General features: G+C 38.1%; 17 protein-coding genes and 2 pseudogenes. 11 read left to right on the forward strand and 8 right to left on the reverse strand.

Translation table 11 applies throughout. From position 1 onward, the window contains the following. Positions 1–32: 32 nt before the first annotated feature. Positions 33–968 carry an LPP20 family lipoprotein gene (locus tag G6Q00_RS03865; RefSeq protein ID WP_163532082.1) on the forward strand — a complete coding sequence of 312 codons (936 nt, stop codon included), beginning with the start codon at positions 33–35 and terminating at the stop codon, positions 966–968. Here the strand turns inward: G6Q00_RS03865 and G6Q00_RS03870 are convergent. Continuing rightward, entirely contained in the window at positions 965–1,792 is an 828-nt protein-coding gene (locus G6Q00_RS03870) for a glycosyltransferase (RefSeq protein ID WP_163532083.1), read from the reverse strand. The genes G6Q00_RS03865 and G6Q00_RS03870 overlap by 4 nt on opposite strands. Before the next feature lie 72 nt (positions 1,793–1,864). Between G6Q00_RS03870 and G6Q00_RS03875 the strand changes: the two genes are divergently transcribed. From G6Q00_RS03875 to G6Q00_RS03905, 7 genes and pseudogenes are all read left to right on the forward strand, one after another. Further along, positions 1,865–3,529, forward strand: coding sequence for a 30S ribosomal protein S1 (locus G6Q00_RS03875; RefSeq protein ID WP_205426485.1), 1,665 nt, complete (start codon positions 1,865–1,867; stop codon positions 3,527–3,529). Between the two features lie 9 nt (positions 3,530–3,538). Continuing rightward, positions 3,539–4,081, forward strand: a complete 543-nt coding sequence (locus tag G6Q00_RS03880; protein ID WP_163532084.1) for a hypothetical protein — start codon at positions 3,539–3,541, stop codon at positions 4,079–4,081. 9 nt (positions 4,082–4,090) lie between these two features. Further along, positions 4,091–5,665, forward strand: coding sequence for a phosphoglycerate dehydrogenase (serA, locus tag G6Q00_RS03885; RefSeq protein ID WP_163532085.1), 1,575 nt, complete (start codon positions 4,091–4,093; stop codon positions 5,663–5,665). Further along, positions 5,666–7,483: a menaquinone biosynthesis decarboxylase gene (locus tag G6Q00_RS03890; RefSeq protein WP_163532086.1), complete on the forward strand. Its 1,818-nt coding sequence runs from the start codon at positions 5,666–5,668 to the stop codon at positions 7,481–7,483. Between the two features lies 1 nt (position 7,484). Beyond that, positions 7,485–8,132 (forward strand): YggS family pyridoxal phosphate-dependent enzyme, encoded by a 648-nt coding sequence (locus G6Q00_RS03895; RefSeq protein ID WP_240330972.1) that lies wholly within the window; start codon positions 7,485–7,487, stop codon positions 8,130–8,132. A 373-nt stretch (positions 8,133–8,505) separates the two neighbouring features. Then, entirely contained in the window at positions 8,506–8,646 is a 141-nt protein-coding gene (locus tag G6Q00_RS03900) for a hypothetical protein (RefSeq protein ID WP_163532088.1), read from the forward strand. 567 nt (positions 8,647–9,213) lie between these two features. Beyond that, positions 9,214–9,391, forward strand: a pseudogene (locus G6Q00_RS03905) (CfrBI family restriction endonuclease); the annotation flags it as partial. Between the two features lie 194 nt (positions 9,392–9,585). On the opposite strand, the gene G6Q00_RS03910 reads toward G6Q00_RS03905, so the two are convergent. The 4 genes and pseudogenes from G6Q00_RS03910 to G6Q00_RS03925 all read right to left on the reverse strand — a co-directional run bounded on the left by G6Q00_RS03910 (position 9,586) and on the right by G6Q00_RS03925 (position 14,242). Continuing rightward, the gene (locus G6Q00_RS03910; protein ID WP_163532089.1) at positions 9,586–10,581 is read right to left on the reverse strand and encodes an alginate lyase family protein; all 996 of its coding nucleotides are present in this window, start codon (positions 10,579–10,581) and stop codon (positions 9,586–9,588) included. Positions 10,582–10,764: 183 nt separating this feature from the next. Continuing rightward, positions 10,765–12,111, reverse strand: a complete 1,347-nt coding sequence (locus G6Q00_RS03915; protein ID WP_163532090.1) for an McrC family protein — start codon at positions 12,109–12,111, stop codon at positions 10,765–10,767. 2 nt (positions 12,112–12,113) lie between these two features. After that, positions 12,114–13,733: pseudogene (locus G6Q00_RS03920) on the reverse strand (McrB family protein); the annotation flags it as partial. A gap of 11 nt (positions 13,734–13,744) precedes the next feature. Then, the gene (locus G6Q00_RS03925) at positions 13,745–14,242 is read right to left on the reverse strand and encodes a hypothetical protein (protein WP_346265330.1); all 498 of its coding nucleotides are present in this window, start codon (positions 14,240–14,242) and stop codon (positions 13,745–13,747) included. A 463-nt stretch (positions 14,243–14,705) separates the two neighbouring features. Between G6Q00_RS03925 and G6Q00_RS03930 the strand changes: the two genes are divergently transcribed. Further along, positions 14,706–14,993 (forward strand): type II toxin-antitoxin system YafQ family toxin, encoded by a 288-nt coding sequence (locus tag G6Q00_RS03930; protein WP_275896765.1) that lies wholly within the window; start codon positions 14,706–14,708, stop codon positions 14,991–14,993. Between the two features lie 247 nt (positions 14,994–15,240). Here G6Q00_RS03930 and G6Q00_RS03935 read toward each other — a convergent pair whose 3' ends face one another. The 3 genes from G6Q00_RS03935 to G6Q00_RS08560 all read right to left on the reverse strand — a co-directional run bounded on the left by G6Q00_RS03935 (position 15,241) and on the right by G6Q00_RS08560 (position 17,881). Beyond that, complete coding sequence (locus G6Q00_RS03935; RefSeq protein WP_163532093.1) at positions 15,241–16,080, reverse strand: glycosyltransferase family 9 protein; 840 nt, start codon at positions 16,078–16,080, stop codon at positions 15,241–15,243. Between the two features lie 15 nt (positions 16,081–16,095). Then, positions 16,096–16,473, reverse strand: coding sequence for a glycosyltransferase family 9 protein (locus G6Q00_RS03940; RefSeq protein WP_163532094.1), 378 nt, complete (start codon positions 16,471–16,473; stop codon positions 16,096–16,098). A 118-nt stretch (positions 16,474–16,591) separates the two neighbouring features. Next, a complete protein-coding gene (locus G6Q00_RS08560; RefSeq protein WP_240330973.1) occupies positions 16,592–17,881 on the reverse strand; it encodes a glycosyltransferase family 4 protein in 1,290 nt (429 codons plus the stop codon). A 653-nt stretch (positions 17,882–18,534) separates the two neighbouring features. Here G6Q00_RS08560 and G6Q00_RS03950 point away from each other — a divergent pair. Together G6Q00_RS03950 and G6Q00_RS03955 are read left to right on the forward strand one after the other, a co-directional pair. After that, positions 18,535–18,984, forward strand: a complete 450-nt coding sequence (locus G6Q00_RS03950; RefSeq protein WP_163532095.1) for a hypothetical protein — start codon at positions 18,535–18,537, stop codon at positions 18,982–18,984. 581 nt (positions 18,985–19,565) lie between these two features. Next, on the forward strand, positions 19,566–19,789 hold a 224-nt coding region (locus tag G6Q00_RS03955; RefSeq protein ID WP_163532030.1), incomplete at its 3' end, for a hypothetical protein.

A 19,789-nucleotide genomic window follows, 5' to 3' on the forward strand; every position in this document is an offset into this window, starting at 1 on the left:
TAGGATAAGGCACTAGTTTAAGGGAGTTTTTTATGTTAGTTGCAAAAAAACCTTGGGTAACTCTTTTAAGTTTACCTTTCATTCTCCAAGCAGTTTCACAAATGCCACATTGGTATCAAAATGCCCCTAAAGGAGTGGGGTATTTCTATGGGAGTGGCATGGCAGATACCAAAGAAGAGGCCAAGCAAAAGGCACTCAATGATTTGGCTAGTAGTATCTCTGTGCATGTTTCTAGTAACACTACAAGCAACACCACCCGCATTGATAAAAAGATCACTAAACATTCTAGCCAAAATATCCAACTCATCGTCGATTCAATTAAGTTTGTCAATGTCCAAACGGATAAAGAAGAGTGTTATAGACATGCATGCTATACCCGCTTGCGTTTGGATAAAAACACCTTTTTAAATCTTTTATCTAAACGCTACACAGATGCCTACAACACCCTAGCCCCTTTAAAGCCTGCTAAAGAGTGTCGGGGTATTTTTATCAAACAAAAACAGCAAATCCAAAGTGTTTTGGATAAATTATTGCCTTTGCAAGAAATATTAAGCGCCTATGGCCGCGCTTACATGCCCACAAAGTCTTATCAAAATATTATCAAAGATAATAGCCCCAAACCTAAGGCAAATCTTGTATTTAGCAATGGAGCGGATAATGAAATTAGCGATGCTATCACCGGTCAATACGCTCGCTTTATCCAGCAAACTAACGACTCCGGGTATTATCGCATTGAAAACAAGATTTACACTAGTGAGGGCAATGGGCAATTTCATATCGGATTAGACATTAACATTAAAAATTGTCAAGGCGATATTATTTATTCTAAACACCTCAATGCCGATCAAAACACCCGTGGGGCTGCCATTGAGCGCATCAAAGCCCAAGTGTTTAAACAAATGAGAAATTACCAAAATGGCGTGGGGGCGGGTACGGCTGATGTTAACTCGGATAATATAGAGTTTTAGACTCTCCAGCTAATCCTTTGTATTTGCAGGGTTTGCAGGTAGCGGGCGTGGTTTTCATGCAGGAGATCTTTTTTGTTTTCCTTGTGGCGAATGTGGTAAGTTATCGCACAGAATTTAAGTATTTTCATCACACCTTGATTAAAAAGAAAGCGGGCAACAAATTCGCTATCCTCCCTGCCCCAGCCAATAAAGTTTTCATTAAACCCATCAATAGCTAAAAAATCTTTTTTACTAAAACTCATGTTAGCGCTACGAACGCCTTTAATTATAGTTTTCTTTTGAAAAATGCGCCGTGTGATTTGGTGGCATTTATAAACAAGAGAGGCTAGAGCCAAACAGCGGTGGTTTTTATAAGACTTCTTAGAATGAGTCAAAGAAAGATCTCTTTGGTTTAAAATCTTTTGACTCTCTTGTTGGGTTAAAAAAATCCGCCCCCCTTGTAATAAAACTTTAGGGCGGGCAAAGTATAAATGATCGTAAATAAATAGAGGGCTAAGAATGGTATCTGTATCTATGATGACAATGTACTCCCCGCGCGCCTCTAAAATGGCATTATTGCGACTCTTAGCAACTCTAAAACCTAAATCTTCTTGCCAAATATGTTTGAGTGATATGCCTTTTTGTTTAAAAGAAGAAACATAGCTTTTAATTAAAAGAGCGGTGGATTGCTCACTCCCATCATCAGCGATTAACACCTCATTAGGGAAGACAACTAAATGCAAAATGGAATCTAGCACTAAACTTAAATGCGCTTCTTGGTTATAAGTTGTAACGATAAGAGAAACCGTTTTAAAGTAGACATTCCTCACAAGAGTAACACCCATCTTTGGCCTTTTTACCAATTGTAAGTAAATAAGGGTTATAATGCGCTGAATATTATTTTTGGAAGGTTGTTTATGAGCAAAAAATTAGAATCCCTAGACAATGAGTCTAAGGAATTTCAAGAATACATGAAGGAATATATGCACACTGAAGAGATTGAGCAAAAAGGGGCGCTAAAAGAGGGCGTGGTTGTTTCTATTAATGAATCTGAGGGCTATGCTATGGTGAGTGTGGGGGGCAAAACAGAGGGGCGTTTGGCATTAAGTGAAATTAAAGATAGCGAGGGTCGTTTGCTATTTGAGGTTAATAACCCCATTCAGGTTTATGTCTCCCAAAGGGGTGAAAAACCCAGCGTTTCTTACAAACGCGCCTTATCTTTTATAAAAAACCAAGAAAAAATCCAAGCTTTAGGTGAGGATTATAAAGACAAAATCATAGAGGGCAAAATCACTAGAGAAAATAAAGGCGGTTATATTCTAACAGATGCAGAGGGTGTGGAATATTTCTTATCTAAGTCCCAATCCTCTTTAAAAAGAGAAAATAAACATTTTGGCAAACATATTAAGGCATGCATTATAGCCATTAATCCAGAGAATGGATCCATTTCTGTCTCTCGTAAGCGCTTTTTTGATGTGTATAGCAAATACCAACATGAGCAATCCCAAAAACTTGTTGAATCAGGGGCTATTTATACCGGTATTGTCAAGAGCGTTACAAGTTTTGGTGCTTTTGTAGAAGTAGAGGGGGTGGAGGGGCTAGTACACTACACAGAAATTACCCATCGCGGCTCAACTAACCCGGCTAAGTATTTTAAAGAAGGCGATCCCGTGCAAGTTAAAGCTCTCTCTTATGATGAAAAAAAGAGACGCCTTTTACTCTCTGTTAAGGCCACCATTGAAAATCCTTGGAATGAAATCCAAGCTAAGCTAAAAGTAGGTTATGCTATTAAAGTTGTGGTGAGCAATATTGAGAGTTATGGCGTGTTTGTAGATATTGGTAATGATATTGAGGGCTTTTTACACATCTCTGAAATCTCTTGGAATAAAGATGTCAAGCACCCCCAAGATTATTTGTCTTTAAACCAAGAAATTGATGTAAAAATCATTGAGATTGATAGCAAAAACCGCCGTTTACGGGTGTCTCTCAAGCAACTTTCTGATAAACCCTTTAACGAATTTGTTTCAAAATACCGCGTGGGGGATTTGGTGGAGGGCAAGGTTGCAACCCTAACAGATTTTGGCGCTTTTATTAACTTAGGGGGTGTAGATGGGCTCTTGCATAATAAAGATGCGTTTTGGGAACAAGATAAAAAATGTAAAGAACATTTTAAGATCGGAGATGTGATTCAAACAAAAATCTTAAAGATTAATAAAGAGGAGGAAAAGATTTCTTTAGAAATGAAATTTGCCCAGCCCTCCCCGGTGGAAAAGTTTAGCCAAAAGTACCGCGTTGGAGATGTAATTGAGGGTAAAGTAGTTGGCATGAAAGACTTTGGGGTTTTTGTGAGTGTAGATCACATTGATGTACTTATTAAAACGGAGGATTTATACCCACTTAAAAAAGAGGAAATTAAGATGGGCGATAGCATTGCCGGTGTGGTGGTTGCTATTGAAAAAAATCACCATAGAGTCCGCGCTTCTGTGAGTCGCTTAGAGCGCAAAAAAGAACAAGAACAATTGCACGCCTTTAACACAAATACCAAGATGACCCTAGGAGATAAACTAGTAGGAAAGCTTTAAACTTAAGCTATGTACGCAATCATTCGCTCATTGATGATTGGGTGTGTGGCGTGCATTGCCTTAGCTATAGTGGCCTATCTTGGCTATAGAACTTATATCTATAAAGAGGAAAAGCCCGCATCGGTATCTCCTTTTGGTATCAATGGATCTTCTACACTCCTAGATATTAAAAACCAACAATCTGATTTAAACCAGCAACTTGATTTGACAAATGCAGATTCTACAAATGCAGAAAGTAAAAGTTCTTTTGTCAAATCTTTACACGAAAACCATGCACAATTTTCTGAAGAAAAAGGGGATTTTAGCTACCCTGTAATAGAGCGCAAACTAGCCATTGAATTTTTAGATAGTGTCCCTAGACGCAAATTACTAGTGAAAAATTTAGATGCCTATAAACTTTTTTGTTTGCATGAAATTCTTAAAGCTAAACATATTGACTTTGCAATGGATCAAAAGGGTAAAAAGACAACTTTAATTATCTATCTACCCAGCACAGCCCAGCAGTTTTTAGACGATCTTAAATACTACCAAATTCCCTATGAATTTGATTAAAGGATAACCGTGCACATTGCTATTTGTGATCCGATCCACCAAAAGGGTTTAGACCTTTTAAAAAACCAGCAAGATTTTAGCTTTGTAGATTATTCTACTCTCCCTAAAGATAAACTACCTCTAGCGATTAAAGATGCCCAAGTACTCATCACCCGTAGCATGACTGCTATTAATGCCTCTATGCTAAAAGAAGCGCATGTACTTAAAGCAGTAATAAGAGCTGGCGTGGGGGTGGATAATGTAGATATTCAATATTGCTCACAAAGAGGGATTGTGGTGATGAATGTACCCACAGCTAATACCATTGCAGCCGTAGAACTCACTATGGCACATTTATTAAATGCGGTGCGTTGTTTCCCCGGGGCTAATGCCCAACTTAAACTTAAACGGCTTTGGAAACGCGAAGATTGGTATGGCACGGAGCTTTTTGGTAAGAAATTAGGCATTATTGGTTTTGGTAATATCGGTTCACGCGTAGGGGTACGCGCGCTAGCCTTTGGCATGGAAGTTTATACCTACGATCCTTATATTGCCAAATCCAAAGCCACCGATTTAGGCGTGATTTATACTAAAAATTTTAGCGATATTTTAGCCTGTGATATTATCACAATCCACACCCCTAAAAACCAAGAAACCATTAATATGATTGATACAGAGCAAATTGCCCAGATGAAAGAGGGGGTGATTTTAATTAATTGTGCTAGAGGGGGGCTTTATAATGAAAAGGCGCTTTATAATGCCCTTAAATCTCAAAAAATACGCTGGTTAGGGCTTGATGTTTTTAGCAAAGAACCCGGGATTAATAACCCGCTTTTAGACCTAGAAAATGTCTATGTAACCCCCCATATCGGCGCTAACACGCTAGAATCTCAAGAACAAATCGCTTTGCAGGCTATCCAAGCTGCTTTAGAGGCGCTAAGGGGTAGTAGCTATCCTAATGCGCTAAATATCCCTATTCAAGAAAACATCGCCCCCTATGCTAAACCTTATTTATCCCTCACCCAAAAACTAGGCTTTCTTTGTTCACAAATTAATAAAGATGCTTGCAATGGATTAGAGTTAGTTTTAGCTGGCCCTATTAAAGAATATTCTAATTCGCTACTCACCTTTGCGCTTATGGGTTTACTTAAACCCACTTTAGGCGAGAAAATTAATTATGTTAATGCCCCCTTCATTGCTAAAGAGCGCAATATCACCCTTAGTATCAAAACTTTAGAAGATGCCACGCCTTATACTAATTTAATCACGCTATGCATGAGTAGCCCTAGCCAAACTACCCAAGTAAGCGGGACGGTCTTTGCAGATAATTTATTAAAAATTACTAATATTAATGGCTTTGAAATGGATGTTAAACCGCAGGGGACGATGATCTTATTTAAAAATACAGACAAACCCGGAGTGATTGGCAATGTAGGCCAAACCCTAGCCAAGTATGATATTAACATTGCTGACTTTCGCTTAGGCCGTAATAGCAAACAAGAGGCTTTAGCTGTGATTTTAGTAGATGCCTCTATTAGCCCTAAAATTTTACACGCCTTGCAAGAAATCCCCTATTGCTTAAGCGTGTGCTTGGTTTCTATTTAATTGCATAAACTCATTACTAAATTACAAGCCATTGAAGCTTTGCGCGTTATTGATACACCCCTAGATACTAGATTAGAAATCCCCCATATTGCCTATATTGAGGCTAAAAAACCAAAAGGCGGACAAGCTTTACTTTTTAATAAACCTACAAGAGATGGCCTAGTTTTAGATATTCCTGTTTTAATGAATGTTTTTGGCTCAAAAGAGCGTTTAGAGATGATTTTAAATAGACCCATTGAGGCTTGCAGACAACAACTCCAAACCCTACTTAATCTACAAAAACCTAAGAATTTTCAAGATTTATGGTTTTGTCTTAAGCATTTAAGCGCGTTGTATCACACCTTACCTAAAATCTCTAAAAAGCCATCTTCTCACCGCTATTTTTTGGATACAAAAATCAATCTCTATCAATTACCCATTCTAACCACTTGGGAGGGAGATGTAGCCCCCTTTATCACTATGGGGCAGGTTTATACGAAAAGTTTAGATGGCAAACACCACAATTTAGGGCTTTATCGTTTACAAGTTCATGATCAAAATCATTTAGGTTTACACTGGCAAATCCATAAAGATGCTAACCACTTTTTCCATGCCTATAGAGAAGCGGGGGTAAAAATGCCTGTGAGTGTGGCTATTGGAGGCGATGTACTTTATACTTGGTGTGGGCAAGCGCCCTTACCTTATGGGGTATTTGAGCTAGCTCTTTACGGGTTATTAAGAAATAAGCGCGCTTTACTCATGCCTTGTAAAACTAATCCACTTTGTGTACCCATAGATGCAGATATTATCCTTGAGGGGTGGGTGGATACTAATGAGTTGCGTTTAGAAGGCCCCTTTGGCGATCACACCGGGTTTTACACCCCCAAAGAACCCTATCCCGTGCTAGAAGTAAGCGCCTTAGCTTTAAAGCAAAACCCTATTTATTTAGCTAGCGTGGTGGGTAAGCCTCCGGTTGAGGATAAATACATGGGCTTTTTTACCGAACGACTCTTCTTACCCATTTTACAAAAAAGCGCGCATGGTTTACTAGATTATCACATGCCAGAAAATGGCGTATTCCATAACTTTATCTTGGTAAAAATAAAGCCTAGCTATCCTAGACATGCTAGCCAGATCATGCACCACTTTTGGGGTACAGGTCAGATGAGTTTTGTTAAACACGCCATTTTTGTCGGTGCAAATGCGCCCGCATTAACCAATTACCCGGCTATTTTTGAGTACATTTTAAACCACCTTAATTTAGCTAAAACAATCATCACGCAAGGTATCTGTGATGCCCTCGATCATGCTAGCCCTGATTATGCCTTTGGGGGTAAATTAGGCATAGAAGCCCTAGAGACCACCCCCCATCCTAAAACCCCCTTAAATGATAATCTTCTTTTAAAGCGCTTACAAATCCTTATGCCCTCTATCCAAACTTTAAAACAGTATGGTATACATACCAAAAACCCAATCGCACTAATTGGAGTGGCTAAAACAAATCCTTTAGGTTCTGAGCTTAAAAATTTAGAGCCCCTTTACCCCCACCTTAGCGCGATTATTCTAGTAGATGTAGATAAAAACGATTTAAATAACCCCTACATGTTGCTTTGGCGTGTGGTTAATAATATAGACGCCCAGCGAGATATTTGGCTAAGCCCCTCTTTAATTTGCATAGACGCTACAGATAAAAGTACGCAAGAACACAAACGCACATGGCCTAGTGAAACTAATTGTTCTTTAAAGGTGCTAGAAAAGCTAGCTAAGCAAAATCTCATTCCCCCTTTAAGCGATGCACTTTACAAACACTACCACATTTATACCTCCCCTAAGGGTTAATATGGATTTAAAAAAAAGATTAGATCAACTTCTTATGCGGATTGAGAAAGTTAGCCCCCCTAATCACACCGTACAACTCATCGCCGTTTCTAAATACGCCACTATAGAGCAAATCAAAGCCCTTCATGCCTGTGGCCAATGTGCTTTTGGGGAAAATAAAATCCAAGATTATCAAATTAAATCTAATGCCCTACAAGACTTAGCTTTAGAGTGGCACATATTGGGGGTTTTACAGCACAATAAAATTAACAAACTTTTAGCTTTAAAACCCGCTCTTTTACATAGTTTACACTCTTTAGAATTAGCTAAAGCGATTCAAACTCGTGCTAAAGAACCCCTCAATGCCCTTTTACAGATCAATATTGCACAAGAGTCTAGTAAGAATGGTATTAGCCCTGATTTAGCCCTACAAACCTATTTAAGCATTAGCCAAACTTGTCCACAGATTCATTTAAAAGGTCTTATGGTTATTGGTCCTCTTAATGCAACTAGAGTACAAACAGAAAGCGTTTTTAAAAAGGCCAAAGAATTATTTGATCAATTACCCCATGCTCAGATTTTATCTATGGGTATGAGTGCGGATTTTGAAATTGCCATTGCTTGCGGGTCTAATATGGTGCGTATTGGGAATGCGTTATTTAAAAATTAAGTCAAAAGACCTTATCTGGTTGTGTAAAAAAACCCTGTCCATTAGGATAGAGTCCTAAGCACTTTGTAATTTTAGTTGGGTTAGACTGCCTCGCGCTGTCAGGAAATGGCCTTGTTAGCTTGATATACTCCCCGCGCTTTTAGTTTGTAGGATTAATAAGATCTCAAGGCCTGGTAGCTGAAGCGATCTAGGCTTTTCCTCCAAGAGTACCCCTATTCTGGCAGTTATAACAAACCCTTAGTACGCGTCTTAATCCGCTCAGCTAAAGCTAAGTTTATAGCGCTAGCGGTAAACACAGAGCCTTTTATACTAGCGTGTTGGGGCGCTTTAGTTAAAAAGCCCTCTCTTTAAAGAAGGGCGTTTTACTCCCATTGTGTATCCTTCTACCATGCAGAAAGTAGTAAGCTACATCGAGGATATGCCCGACTACTACGGATTAGGTGAGGAGCTCTATAAGGAGTATCCGCGTATCACCCATGCGGCCTATAACCCTTATACCCCTAGAGCAGTCTAGATCAAAAAGGTAGGGGCTTGTGTTAAGCTTACCACACATTTGAGGAAAAATATCGCCTTGTAAGTTTTATTAACCGGTGCCGCACGCAGATAGCGCCTGCGCTTGTACTCCATATATTGTATGAAACGCGCGGGGTTGAGGCACTTGATCAAAAAAAATCAACCAATGGCTTATTCAAAGAACAGATTAGAGGCGCTTGTGATGCAGTGTTAACAGGACTAAGTGTAACAGAACTAAAAGGCTATTATGAGGAGATGTGTATTCTCATAATATTAAGTATTAAAGAAGGTAGGCATGACTAAAGAATATAAAGGCTTGGTATGAGGTCAACAACCCTAAAGATATAGATGTCCCTTTGAGCCTGAATATAAATACATACCTCGTTTAACAAAGGCTTCTTTTATCCATTTTAAAGACAAACACGCTGGAGAGTGGAGAGACCAAGCAGAAGAGCGTAAGGTCAGGCAACATGTACTGAAACATATGGGTAACTCTGATATTACCAAAAGAAGCCACACAAAAGAAGAAAAAAGGCAAATGCTAGAGTTTCTTAATGGCACAACCTAAGCCACTAAGAAAATTGCCTTGCGGGGTGGGGCGTGGAGCAGTGTGGGCAAGAAGGTGAAAAAGCCTTTGCTTCTAACATTGTGTCAAAAATGTGGTGTTTCTGAGAAGTTTATAGCGCTAAGACTTTCTGTAAAGATAAAAATCTTGTGATAGAGAAGTGGATTTTAAACTTTACAACTTAAAGATTGGGGTGTGGAATTTTTAGAACTCAAGGGTAATAAGCGCTGTATTGATGATTTTAAAAATATATTAAAAAAATTACATGTTCCACATAAAACCTAGAGTTATTACTTTACCAACGATAGTACGCGAGCGGAAAATATTTTTAAGTTTCCCCGTAGGGTAATCTCATTTAAGAGTAATACAAAATGCCTATTCCCTGATCTTTAAATCATCGTTAAATTCTAACCTAAACTTATCGCCTTTAAAATTATCCTGTTTGATTGCTTGTTGTCCTGCTAAACTTGTAAAGTATTGGTTTAACAGCAAAAAATAGGCGTCATGGTTGATGCCAATTAAGTTTGGTTGGTAATAAGGAAAAGTCCTAGGATCGAGCACCCACCCTGCAGTTGTATTGTAGGCAATAAAGAGTCTTTGAGCCGCACGGGTGTGCCATAGATCAAAACCATTCTCACAAAGCAATTGTCCGGCTACACTGATTGGTTCAAGCGCAAAATGTGTATAGGCAATTCCTTTAATGCCCTTATTAGGCCCGCTGTTATAATTAGCCGTGTTAGTACGCACAATCTCTTTTGCCATAACACCCTTTCTATCAATGGCGTTTAAAATCCACTTTTGCCATTTATCAGCCATTCTTAAGAGTAGATCGTGATTATGGGTTACAAGCGCTGTACTCACTCCCAAAAGTATAGCCCAAGCTCCGATATTATTATCTTTGTTAAGGCGCGCGTAAGTGAACATATTACTAGAAAATCGTTCAAATGAGGGGCTAGCAAATTTGGAGCGGATTAAAGAATAGGCTATGTTCATATAGGGCATGTAAAAATTAATTAGATTTTGCGCTTCCTTTGAGTCAACCGCCTGAAGTGTTTGTGCCCACTTCTCTAAAATCTCTTTAGCTTTTTGTGCGTATTCTAATTTCTGGCTTGTTAGAAAACCTAAGGCTAGATCGTAAGATATAGTAGCCGATCTTTTAAATGCAGCGCTACAAGAGTCGGCTTTTCTTTCGCCAGTTGGCGTATAGTGTGGCAGAGTATTAAGTTGTGCGCAAGCTTGGATTTCTTTTTTCATTTTTCTTTTAAGATGGATCGCATACTCCAAATTTTCTGCATGAAAATCTCTAAAAAAATAATGTGTGGCCTGCAGCGTGCTTAAAAAACATAAACTTAAAAGTATCCATTTTCTCATTGTGTTCTTTTAACTCGCATTTAAATCTAAATTAGACTTTATTTTATACAAAATTCTCTTTGTAAATACGGAGTAATTGCTAATCTTGTAAAAAATAAGTGATCTGTGCGCTTAAAAGGTGGGGTTTTCTGTTTAACTCCCACTAAATAGCTTAGGTAAATTTTGGACTTTGAGTTTCTCTTGTTATTTTAAATGATCGCGGTTATCTAGGGGAAAGTATGCGATCTTAAGCTCAACGGGTTTATTTGTAGATGGATACGCATGGAAAGTTTCTGTGCTAGGTTGCATATCATCTTGTAATGGATAGACTAACCAAGTGCTTATGTGCGTTTGCTCTAGGGTAGCATATGTACTTGCATAAGCCCATATTTGATACAGATCATCTTGAGAGACATTCTCTAATCCTTGAACTTTTTTCCATTTGGTATCTAAGATAATCTGCTCATTTTTGCCTCTTAAGATAATATCAGGGCGCAAACAGTGGTCTTTTATAAAATAGTATTTTTGTTCTTGTAAACTCACTGTATAATCCTCTAAACTTTTTTGTAACCAAAATCCTACAAAGGATTCAAAGAGCTTTTCCATTGGGAATAAAAAAGCGTAGGCACAATCAGTCCCACTATAGGGGGTTAAAGATTTTTGGCGCAAGAAAAGATTACACCATGCTAAAAGATTTTCATATTCTTTAAAACGCGTGGCGTGCTTACTTTTTGTAAAATCACTCTCTATATTTTGGCTTGTGCATACCCCATCTAAAACAAACCATATAGAATTTAATTTTTCTTGGCTTTTAGGGCTTAATACTAAGGATTTGAGGATTTTAAGTGTGGATTTGATGAGACGATTAGGGGGCACATCTAAACTATATGTGTCGCTAGTGGTGTAAAAGCGCTCTTTGTGGATTAAATTAGTTTTAAGATGGCTGGCAAATTCTAGTTTGCCTTTAAAAAAGAGGCGGTTTTCAGAGATTGCTAAATAATCTCGTTTTAGCCCCCGCTTAATGAGTTGCTCGCACTCCTCTAAAAACATGCGCGCAAAAATTTCTAAAAGTGGCAGGGACGCGTTAGTCAAATGGGCTAGAGAGCTTTTTTTAAAGGGAGTATTTTTAAGAGTGTGTAGACAATTAAGCAAAAATTGCCTTGCATAACAAAGAGGGCAGGCGGGGCGGATAAATTCAAATTTCTCTTGATTTATAAATTGGTGGACTTTTTTGATAAATTCAAGGCGATTTAGCGGGTATAGTTTTTGGGGGCAATCTTTACTATGCCCTGATAGATTAGTTTCGTATATTTTGGGTAAAATCTCGATACAAAAGCCTCTAAGTTGGATCACACCCACATATTTTTGAGTGGTAAGAGTGTTTGGATTTTTAAAACACAAAAAAGTTTGGTTAGACTCTTGACTTGCAAAGTGTTTTAAAGCCTCCCATATTTTATCTGCTCTATCTTGCTCTGTGGCTAAACATTCTATGATGTCTTTCTTGCTAAAACTTTGGTATTCACTTACATAAAGCGTGGGTATGGTTTTCATAGCTATTGATCAGCCTGATTTGCAGATGGCTCTTGTGCCTCTTCTTTTTTACTATTATAAATTTTTATAAAATCCTTAGCTTTCCACTCACTAGCTTCTGTAAGGGTGTAGATTTTTTTATCAGAATCAACAAAGTTATTTAGGAGATGTTGTAATGCGCCCTCAAGACTCTTAGATTCTAGCATGCCATTTTTATTAAGCACCGTCTCAATCTTGGCGTGATCATCATAAAAATATTCTTGCAAAAGCGGGATAATTTTATTTTTAAAGCAATCTTGCAAATCCTGCAAAGTTTCTAAACCTAAAAAGTAGGCATGCCCGATGCTGTGATCCCGGTCAAGTAAAAACTCTATGCGCTCATTGATTGCTTTTAAAAGCTTTTGTAAATCCACCCCACTGCAATTTGTGCTAAGAAGGGTTGGTTTAGGCATCATTTTTACAAAACTAAATCTACGGCGCAAAGCGCTATCTAGTAGGGCAATACTCCGATCAGCGGTGTTCATTGTTCCAATAATATAAAGATTATTAGGCACACCAAAAGACTTTTGACTGTAGGGCAAAGTAACCTTTAAGCTCTCTTCATTGCCTATGCGCTTGCTAGGCTCTATTAAGGTGATGAGTTCGCCAAAAATCTTAGCGATATTCCCCCGATTGATTTCATCAATGATGAGGATATGGGGCTTTTTGGCGGGGGGTTTGGGATTTAGTTGGGTATTAGAGTTGTTTTCACTTTCTTCCACTTTGGGACTTGGTGAGGTAGGCTTGTATTGGTTTTCTTCAAACTCCTTAAGTTTTATGTATACAGCAAAGTAATAGCGCGCATTTCCATGGGTTTTTTTTTGCGAGGGACGCGTAGGTGCAATGTCTTTATAGCTACTGATTTTTTTATTCTTAAAATCCAGATAGTCCAGATAGTCTCGCACAAAAACATCTTTTGTCAGGTTTTGACCTGAATCTGATCTGTCTTGTGCAATATGAATAGATTTAAAATTGCCATTCGGCGAACGAAGTACGCCTGTAATTTTCATTTCTGTGTTTAATTTTTCATGTCTCAGCTCTAGAGTTTTTGCCCCGCTCGGCTGTTTTTCAATGTATTGTGCAAATGCCTCTAACAGATTTTCTAGATATTTTTCATCTTGGCTTGTCTTTTGATTTTTTGAGCTTGTCTTTTGTGGAGTCTTATCCTCTTTTCTATCCCCCTCTCTTTCTTTCTCTTCCCCTAACGCCTTTTTGCAAATTTGCTTAAAAATCCCGTCTTTATTTTCATAGTACACTTGCTTATTATCATCTACTTTAGGTTTGATCCCTTCTACAAACTCCTCATAGCTATAGCTCTGGTGGAAGGTAACAAAGCCAATTTGTCCTTGTTCTTTGTAATAATCAAACAAGGCTTTAGCACACGCCCTATTTATCTTTTCTGCTCTAATCTTATCATCAGCTTCTCTTGTAAACTCTGTTTGGATAGTTTTAAAAATTTCAGGTTTTAATGCCTCCAATGTGTTTTTAATTTCTAGCTCTAACTCTTGCCTTTGCTTATCTAGTATAATTTCTAACGCCTTGTTAATGGTCTCATAGGTCTTGCCCGTACCCGGGGGTCCATAAAAAATTTGATTAAGAGGAATTTTAAAAGAACTCATGGGGATTTCTTAGGAGTGGTAGTTATTGGCTTAAAATCTTCTGGGGGAAATTTATTAAACTGATCCATTAATTTTAAAAAATCATTAGTGATATTTTCTAATTCAGCTTCTAATTTTATATATGAATATTCCTCCCGATTTGCCCCAAAAACTTTTGGATATAGTGCGCATTTTTTGCACTTTGCTAGATTTTTAGTAGATCTACCTATGTAGAGATAAAATAAAGGCTCCTCCCATGCATACCCAAACCAGATATAAAAACCCTCTTGAGGAGTTGCTTTGGAATTAACAAAGCCCTCTCCTAAAACATCTTGACGCAAAAAAGCAATCCCGGGCTTTTTGGGTAAAATTCCTTGCCCAAGATTAGGCGCGCATTCGTAGCCCCATTTCTGCAAAAAGATATTAAATCTATCGCGAATATCTTTATACTTTGCACACTCTGGGGGTTTCCCGGTTTGTTTCCCAATATTCACCTTTTCATCTACCAATTTCACAAACTCCCTTAATAACCTCTGAAACTCTTGCCTTTGATTTAAATCCCACTCTATACTCATCTTTTTTTTCCTGCCTTGCTAAAAACGGGTCATTATACTTAAAAATTATGCAAAATTATGCGACTATCCTCTCTTAAAACTTCCCTATTCTTTGTTATATTTCCTAGCCAATTAGGATACATTGAATTGATTTTATTTGCTGTGCTGTCTATTCTTAAAGTCTTTCTACTTAGCCACCTTTTTTAACATCTCAAGTATTTTAACACCGCCTCTAAATATTCCTACCCCCAGCTTTCCAACTTACATCCCATTTTAAGTGATTTAATGATTATCTTTGTTTTTGTACTTCTCTGCTAATTTGTTAAAAGCTAAGAGTTTATGAATACCCCTTTTAGGGTGGTGATTTTGCATTTGGTGATTTTGTTAAAGCATGTTAGGATAGTGCAAAAAAGGTAATACAACAATGCCAGAAGATCGGTTTTTGGTGCTCAAGCTCGTTGTTAAAAGGTCTTTTAAAAAAGATCGTATAAGATGTCTTAAAAATAAGAAAATCACAGAAGATAAACTCGGCACTATGATTTCTAAACTACAAAAACAAACTCCATTAGAAGTAAGACATAAAAACCATGTTCTAAAACAATGGAAAGACTGTAAAGAATGCCATATCAAACCAGATCTGCTACTACTCTATCAAATACAAAATGATACGCTTATTTTAGTAAGACTGTGTACACATAGCGAGTTGTTTTAGGGGGTGGATTCTCTAATAAACATTCAAAAAATTTAACGCCATTTAGACCCAGCACAATAATGCATTTCTTAAGTTACTTCATAGAACCAGACTTTTAGACCAACCAATCTAGCAAAAACCTTTAAGTATTTTTAAAAATGAACTCAAACCTCAACCCTTGAATAAATCAATTAAGTCTAGCTAAAGTTTAATTTTTGAGATTTAATCATTCCAACAAAAGATTCTAGTAACTGGCGTAGAGTCTGATTCAAGTGTTCTTGATGAAGTCAGGGTTGACTATGGCCATTTTATCAGCCACCCTTTGGGGAAATTGCGGATGAGGAATCCGTAAATCTAGCATTCCACAATAGCCATAAATTTCTATGCAACGCCCAAAACCATGAGGGGTTTGCAAAAGTATTTCAATTTTGGGATGGTAGATAACATGGTAATTAGCGTTCATGTGCTCAGGATAGGGCACAAAGCGCTTAAGAGTGTTGGCATTACTGATGACAAAAACAGGTCCTAGACCCAAAGCCACACTAAAATGAGGGATCGCCGTTTCATTGGAGACAATAAAGGATGCTTTAGAGAGCACTTGTAAGAGTTCAATCCAAGTGGTCTTGCCCGCTAAATTAATTGCCTCAGGAACACTGTCTATAATCTGCAGGGCATCTAAAACTTCCTTTTTGGACCCACATAGCACAATTGAAAATGCAGGAGAGATTTTTTTGGCTAGGGCAATCCAAGAAGCAAGAGCCCACTTTCTCCTTGGATCGGATGCACCTAAAAAGAAGACACCATAGCTCATTGGCAAAGAAAGAGGGGTGTTAGCTGGCAATGTAGTGAGATGGAGTTGGATTTCTGTAAGGGGTCGTTGCAATAATTGGCTAAAAAACTCTTTATTGCGCTCAAATTCAAACAGCTCCTCCGGAGTGGTGTCTAATAAAGTGGTATAGGCCATGTCGCACGGCCTTAGATTCTCTGTAGCTTTATGCCATTGTCTGGTTAGCTCAAGTCCCTTAGAGCCAATTTTATGTTGGGCATGGATAAGCCTAACCAAGTAGTCATCTCTGTGGGGAAAGCGGTGGTATGTAGGGACAATCACAATTTCATAGCCTTGCTAGTTTAATAAATACAGCATCTTGGGGCGATAAAATAAGGCATACATCCAATACCATTTACGCATATCCACGGGTATAATGTGATCCACACAAGATCTATCATAAGCATGGACAATTTCTAAGAAATCTGCATTACACAAAAAAGTGATCTCATAACCAGCATAAGCCTCTCTTAGAGGTTGCAAAAAATTTCTGAATAACACATAATCGCCTATTGCATCAAGCTTGATCAATAGCAAGGTTTTTGGGCGGAGCTTTGGCTTTTTGATTTTGTGCAAAACCCACACCATAGCAAAACTCAGGAGGAAAAACACTTTTTCTAGTAACTGACACAGATAATACCACAATTTAAAAAGTATTCTAAGAAAGACTTCCAAATTACACTCCCTTATAAATTTAATTTAGACTGAAAACACCACGCGGTTGCTTTTTAGCGATAAATCTTGCACACTCAAAGGCATACCTAAACTCCAGCCAGCCAAATAGAAAACATGCTTAATTATACAACCCTAACATCTCATCAATAATCTCCATATGCCTTTGCATGCTCTTGTGAGAATCAAATTTCTTAACACGCTCTAAGCCATTTTTGATGCATTGCTCTCTTAGTTCTTTATCTGTGAGGGCTTTTTCCAATTGCTTTGCAATATCTTGGATATTATAAGGATCGCAGTAAACCCCTGCATCCCCTAGAATTTCTGGCATGCAAGAGACATTGCTAGCCAGCACCACGCACCCAGCCTGCATGGCTTCTATCATAGGCCAACCAAAACCTTCAGCCAGACTTCCCCACCATAAAACACGGGCATGGGCATAAAGAGTGTGCAACAAAGAATCAGAAACATAACCTAGACTAATAATAAAACTATGTGGCTTTATCCCACAATGCTCTATCCCCACACATGATCCTGCTTTTATGCCCGGTCCTGTGAACACTACTTTATAGCACCGTTGCATTTCTTGTGGTAATAGTTGGAACGCTTCTACTAGTCTTTTCACATTCTTGCGCACTGATCCAGCGCCAACTGCTAAAATAAACTCTCCTAAATGAGGTGGTAGGTTTGCAGGAGTGGTATCTTTATAATCTCTAAGCCCATGGTAGATGACATGTACCTTAGAGTCGGGAAATCCAAATGTTTTAAGAATGTCTGCTCTGACATGCTCGCTAAAACAAACCACTGAGTCATAAGTAGACATTCTGGGCTGAACATAGTATTCCCAACGGGCTTTATCATCTTTAGACATTAACCAGCTTTGTGAATCGCATAAGGGCAAATCGTGGATAGCTCCTAAGATTTTCTTAGCCCTAAGAGGGACAGTCATAAACCCCGGCTCAATGTAGAGATCAAAAGTCTCATTACAAAGGGCATTACAACGCTTCACAAACAAAAACCCTATACCATAACGATACTTCAAAAAATAAAATCCCTGTGGTAATGATTCCTTAAGGAATTTTTTAACAGAGCGATAAATTCTGCCCAGAATGCGCCTTAAAATGTGTGGCTTGGCATGTTGAATCAATTTTTCAGAAACGCGATTGGTGTCTTGCAGGGGATGTTGTCGCTCAAATGCTGCTAGACTATCAAAAAACACGGGGCCACTAAAAAACGCAAAACTACCAAAGAATGCAAGATTATAGAGTTTGTCTTGGGCAACAAGCTTGATTATTACATCATCTCGATTTTTAAAATGCTTCTCTAGGGCTTGAACTAAATTCAGAGTATAGTATCCAAGACCCGTCAGATCTTCTAAAAGGACAGTTACATTGATTACAATCTTTTTCAAAAAACACTACCCCCGATTTAGACTACATAGTTGTATGATACTAAGGGGATACTTAAATGACGCTCACCAAATGGTGTGTTATTGATCTAAACACTCTTCTTTATAAAAGTGTTAAGAACCTTGCCACTTTTATAAGAATCTTTATAACTACACTAATTTTATTCTTATAGCATTCTATTTTGTTGTGTTTCTTTTCCACCAGCCACACCACACAAAAATAGCAAAGGCCACTGTATTCTTTTAAGCGTAGTTTGCTGCGCTGTCCTCCCTTAGCGGTGTTTCCTTTAAGTGTAATTTACTCTAGCGCTGTTTTATCTGCGCTGCTTCCCTTAAATTTAGTTTGCTCTGCACAGCCTCCCCTTTTAGCAATCTCTTACTGTTTGTCTTTAAGCATACGGGCTAAGATTAAAAAAGCCGTGAAAAATTTTCAAAACAATTTTAGAGCCTAAAATCCTCTCTAGGAACTGCATCAAATACTTTTACAAACTCTATAAAATCACATAGAAAGTTTTCTTAGAGTTTTTAGGCCGAAGTATTCCTTAGTATGCTTTGCAGTGTAGCCCCCACTCTCAGTTACTTGTCAGAACTTTAAAAACTTAGTTTTAATTGAGAATAAAACCTATGGGAGCGAGTCTAAAAAAGAGTGGAATAACATGCTTAAAAACGGCGGGCAACTCTTTAGCTACTATGCTGTTAACAACACCCCCTACTTATGTTTACTAGCCTTTGAAAATGAAAGTAAGTATGAAATGCGTTTGATTTTTATGCAAGATAATTTAGACTACCTAGAGCGCATTAACGCTACACTTAAAGAGGAGGATAAAAAGCGCGGTTTTGGTGATCTCAAGAACACTAATGCTAAAGATTATTTTGAAGTGTGGCAGTCAACCTATTCTTCAGTCTCCACCACTAAAGGTCTTTTTGAAGCAGATATACAGGCTTATCAAATTGGCAAGGAGAAATATAAAATCAGCGATTTATCTGTTGTCTCTAAAGATCAAATTGCAAGCATTTATCACGAGTTTGCCACGATTTTGCGCCACCACTCTATTGGCAATTATGAAAATAGCTTTTATAGTTTTAGTGGATTTGTTTTTATGTAAGGTGATAGATGAGATTAAATTTTAAGTACATGCTTTTTGATTTTAGCTGAGTTTTGGCGCTCTTTATCACACCCATTTAAGCGGCTACATGCTAGAGATCTAGCCTACATTACTTAAACCCCCTATTTTAGGGAATTTCTGGTGGTGTTATCTCACTTGCAGAGCCCTACACACCTCTTAACCAGCGTTATATGGGCATTTTTTGGGTCTAGTGCAGATCTTTTACTCTTTAACCCCTCCCTTCTCTTTTTGGCTCTAGCTGTGTTAGTGGGCTTTATTATTGGCTTATCTAAAGTGGGTTAGGGCTAAATCTTTAACTTTATGCATTAGGAGCTTAATCTAACGGCGCTTTATTTTTAAGGGTATTTGTGGCTAGCGGCTTACTTAAAACCCCCTCTTGCGCCTCTGTTTAAATATCCAACCCCAAAGAACTTTAGAACTTTTAGAAAACTTATGTTATCTGCTAAAGCATTCTCTTTAATCTTACTAAGTTAGTTTATACGCTCAAAATAGCTAAACTCATATAAACCGCTAATATTAATCTGTGCTCTTCCCCAAGATTAAGTATTTAAGGGGAGCACTTGAAACAACCCGAAGACATGACACAAGAGGAGCTAGCAAATCTAATTAGATCTAAGCCAGTTGATCTCTCAAATTTAGAATCTGATCACATTCCCCGTTTAACAAAAAATTCGTTTATCCATCATAAAGGCAAACACGCTGGGGAGTGGAGAGACCAAGCAGAGGAGCGCAAGGTTAGACAATATGTATTAAAGCATATGGGCAACTTTGACATCACTAAAAG

The organism is Helicobacter suis (assembly GCF_902196125.1).
Classification (GTDB): Bacteria; Campylobacterota; Campylobacteria; order Campylobacterales; family Helicobacteraceae; genus Helicobacter; species Helicobacter suis_B.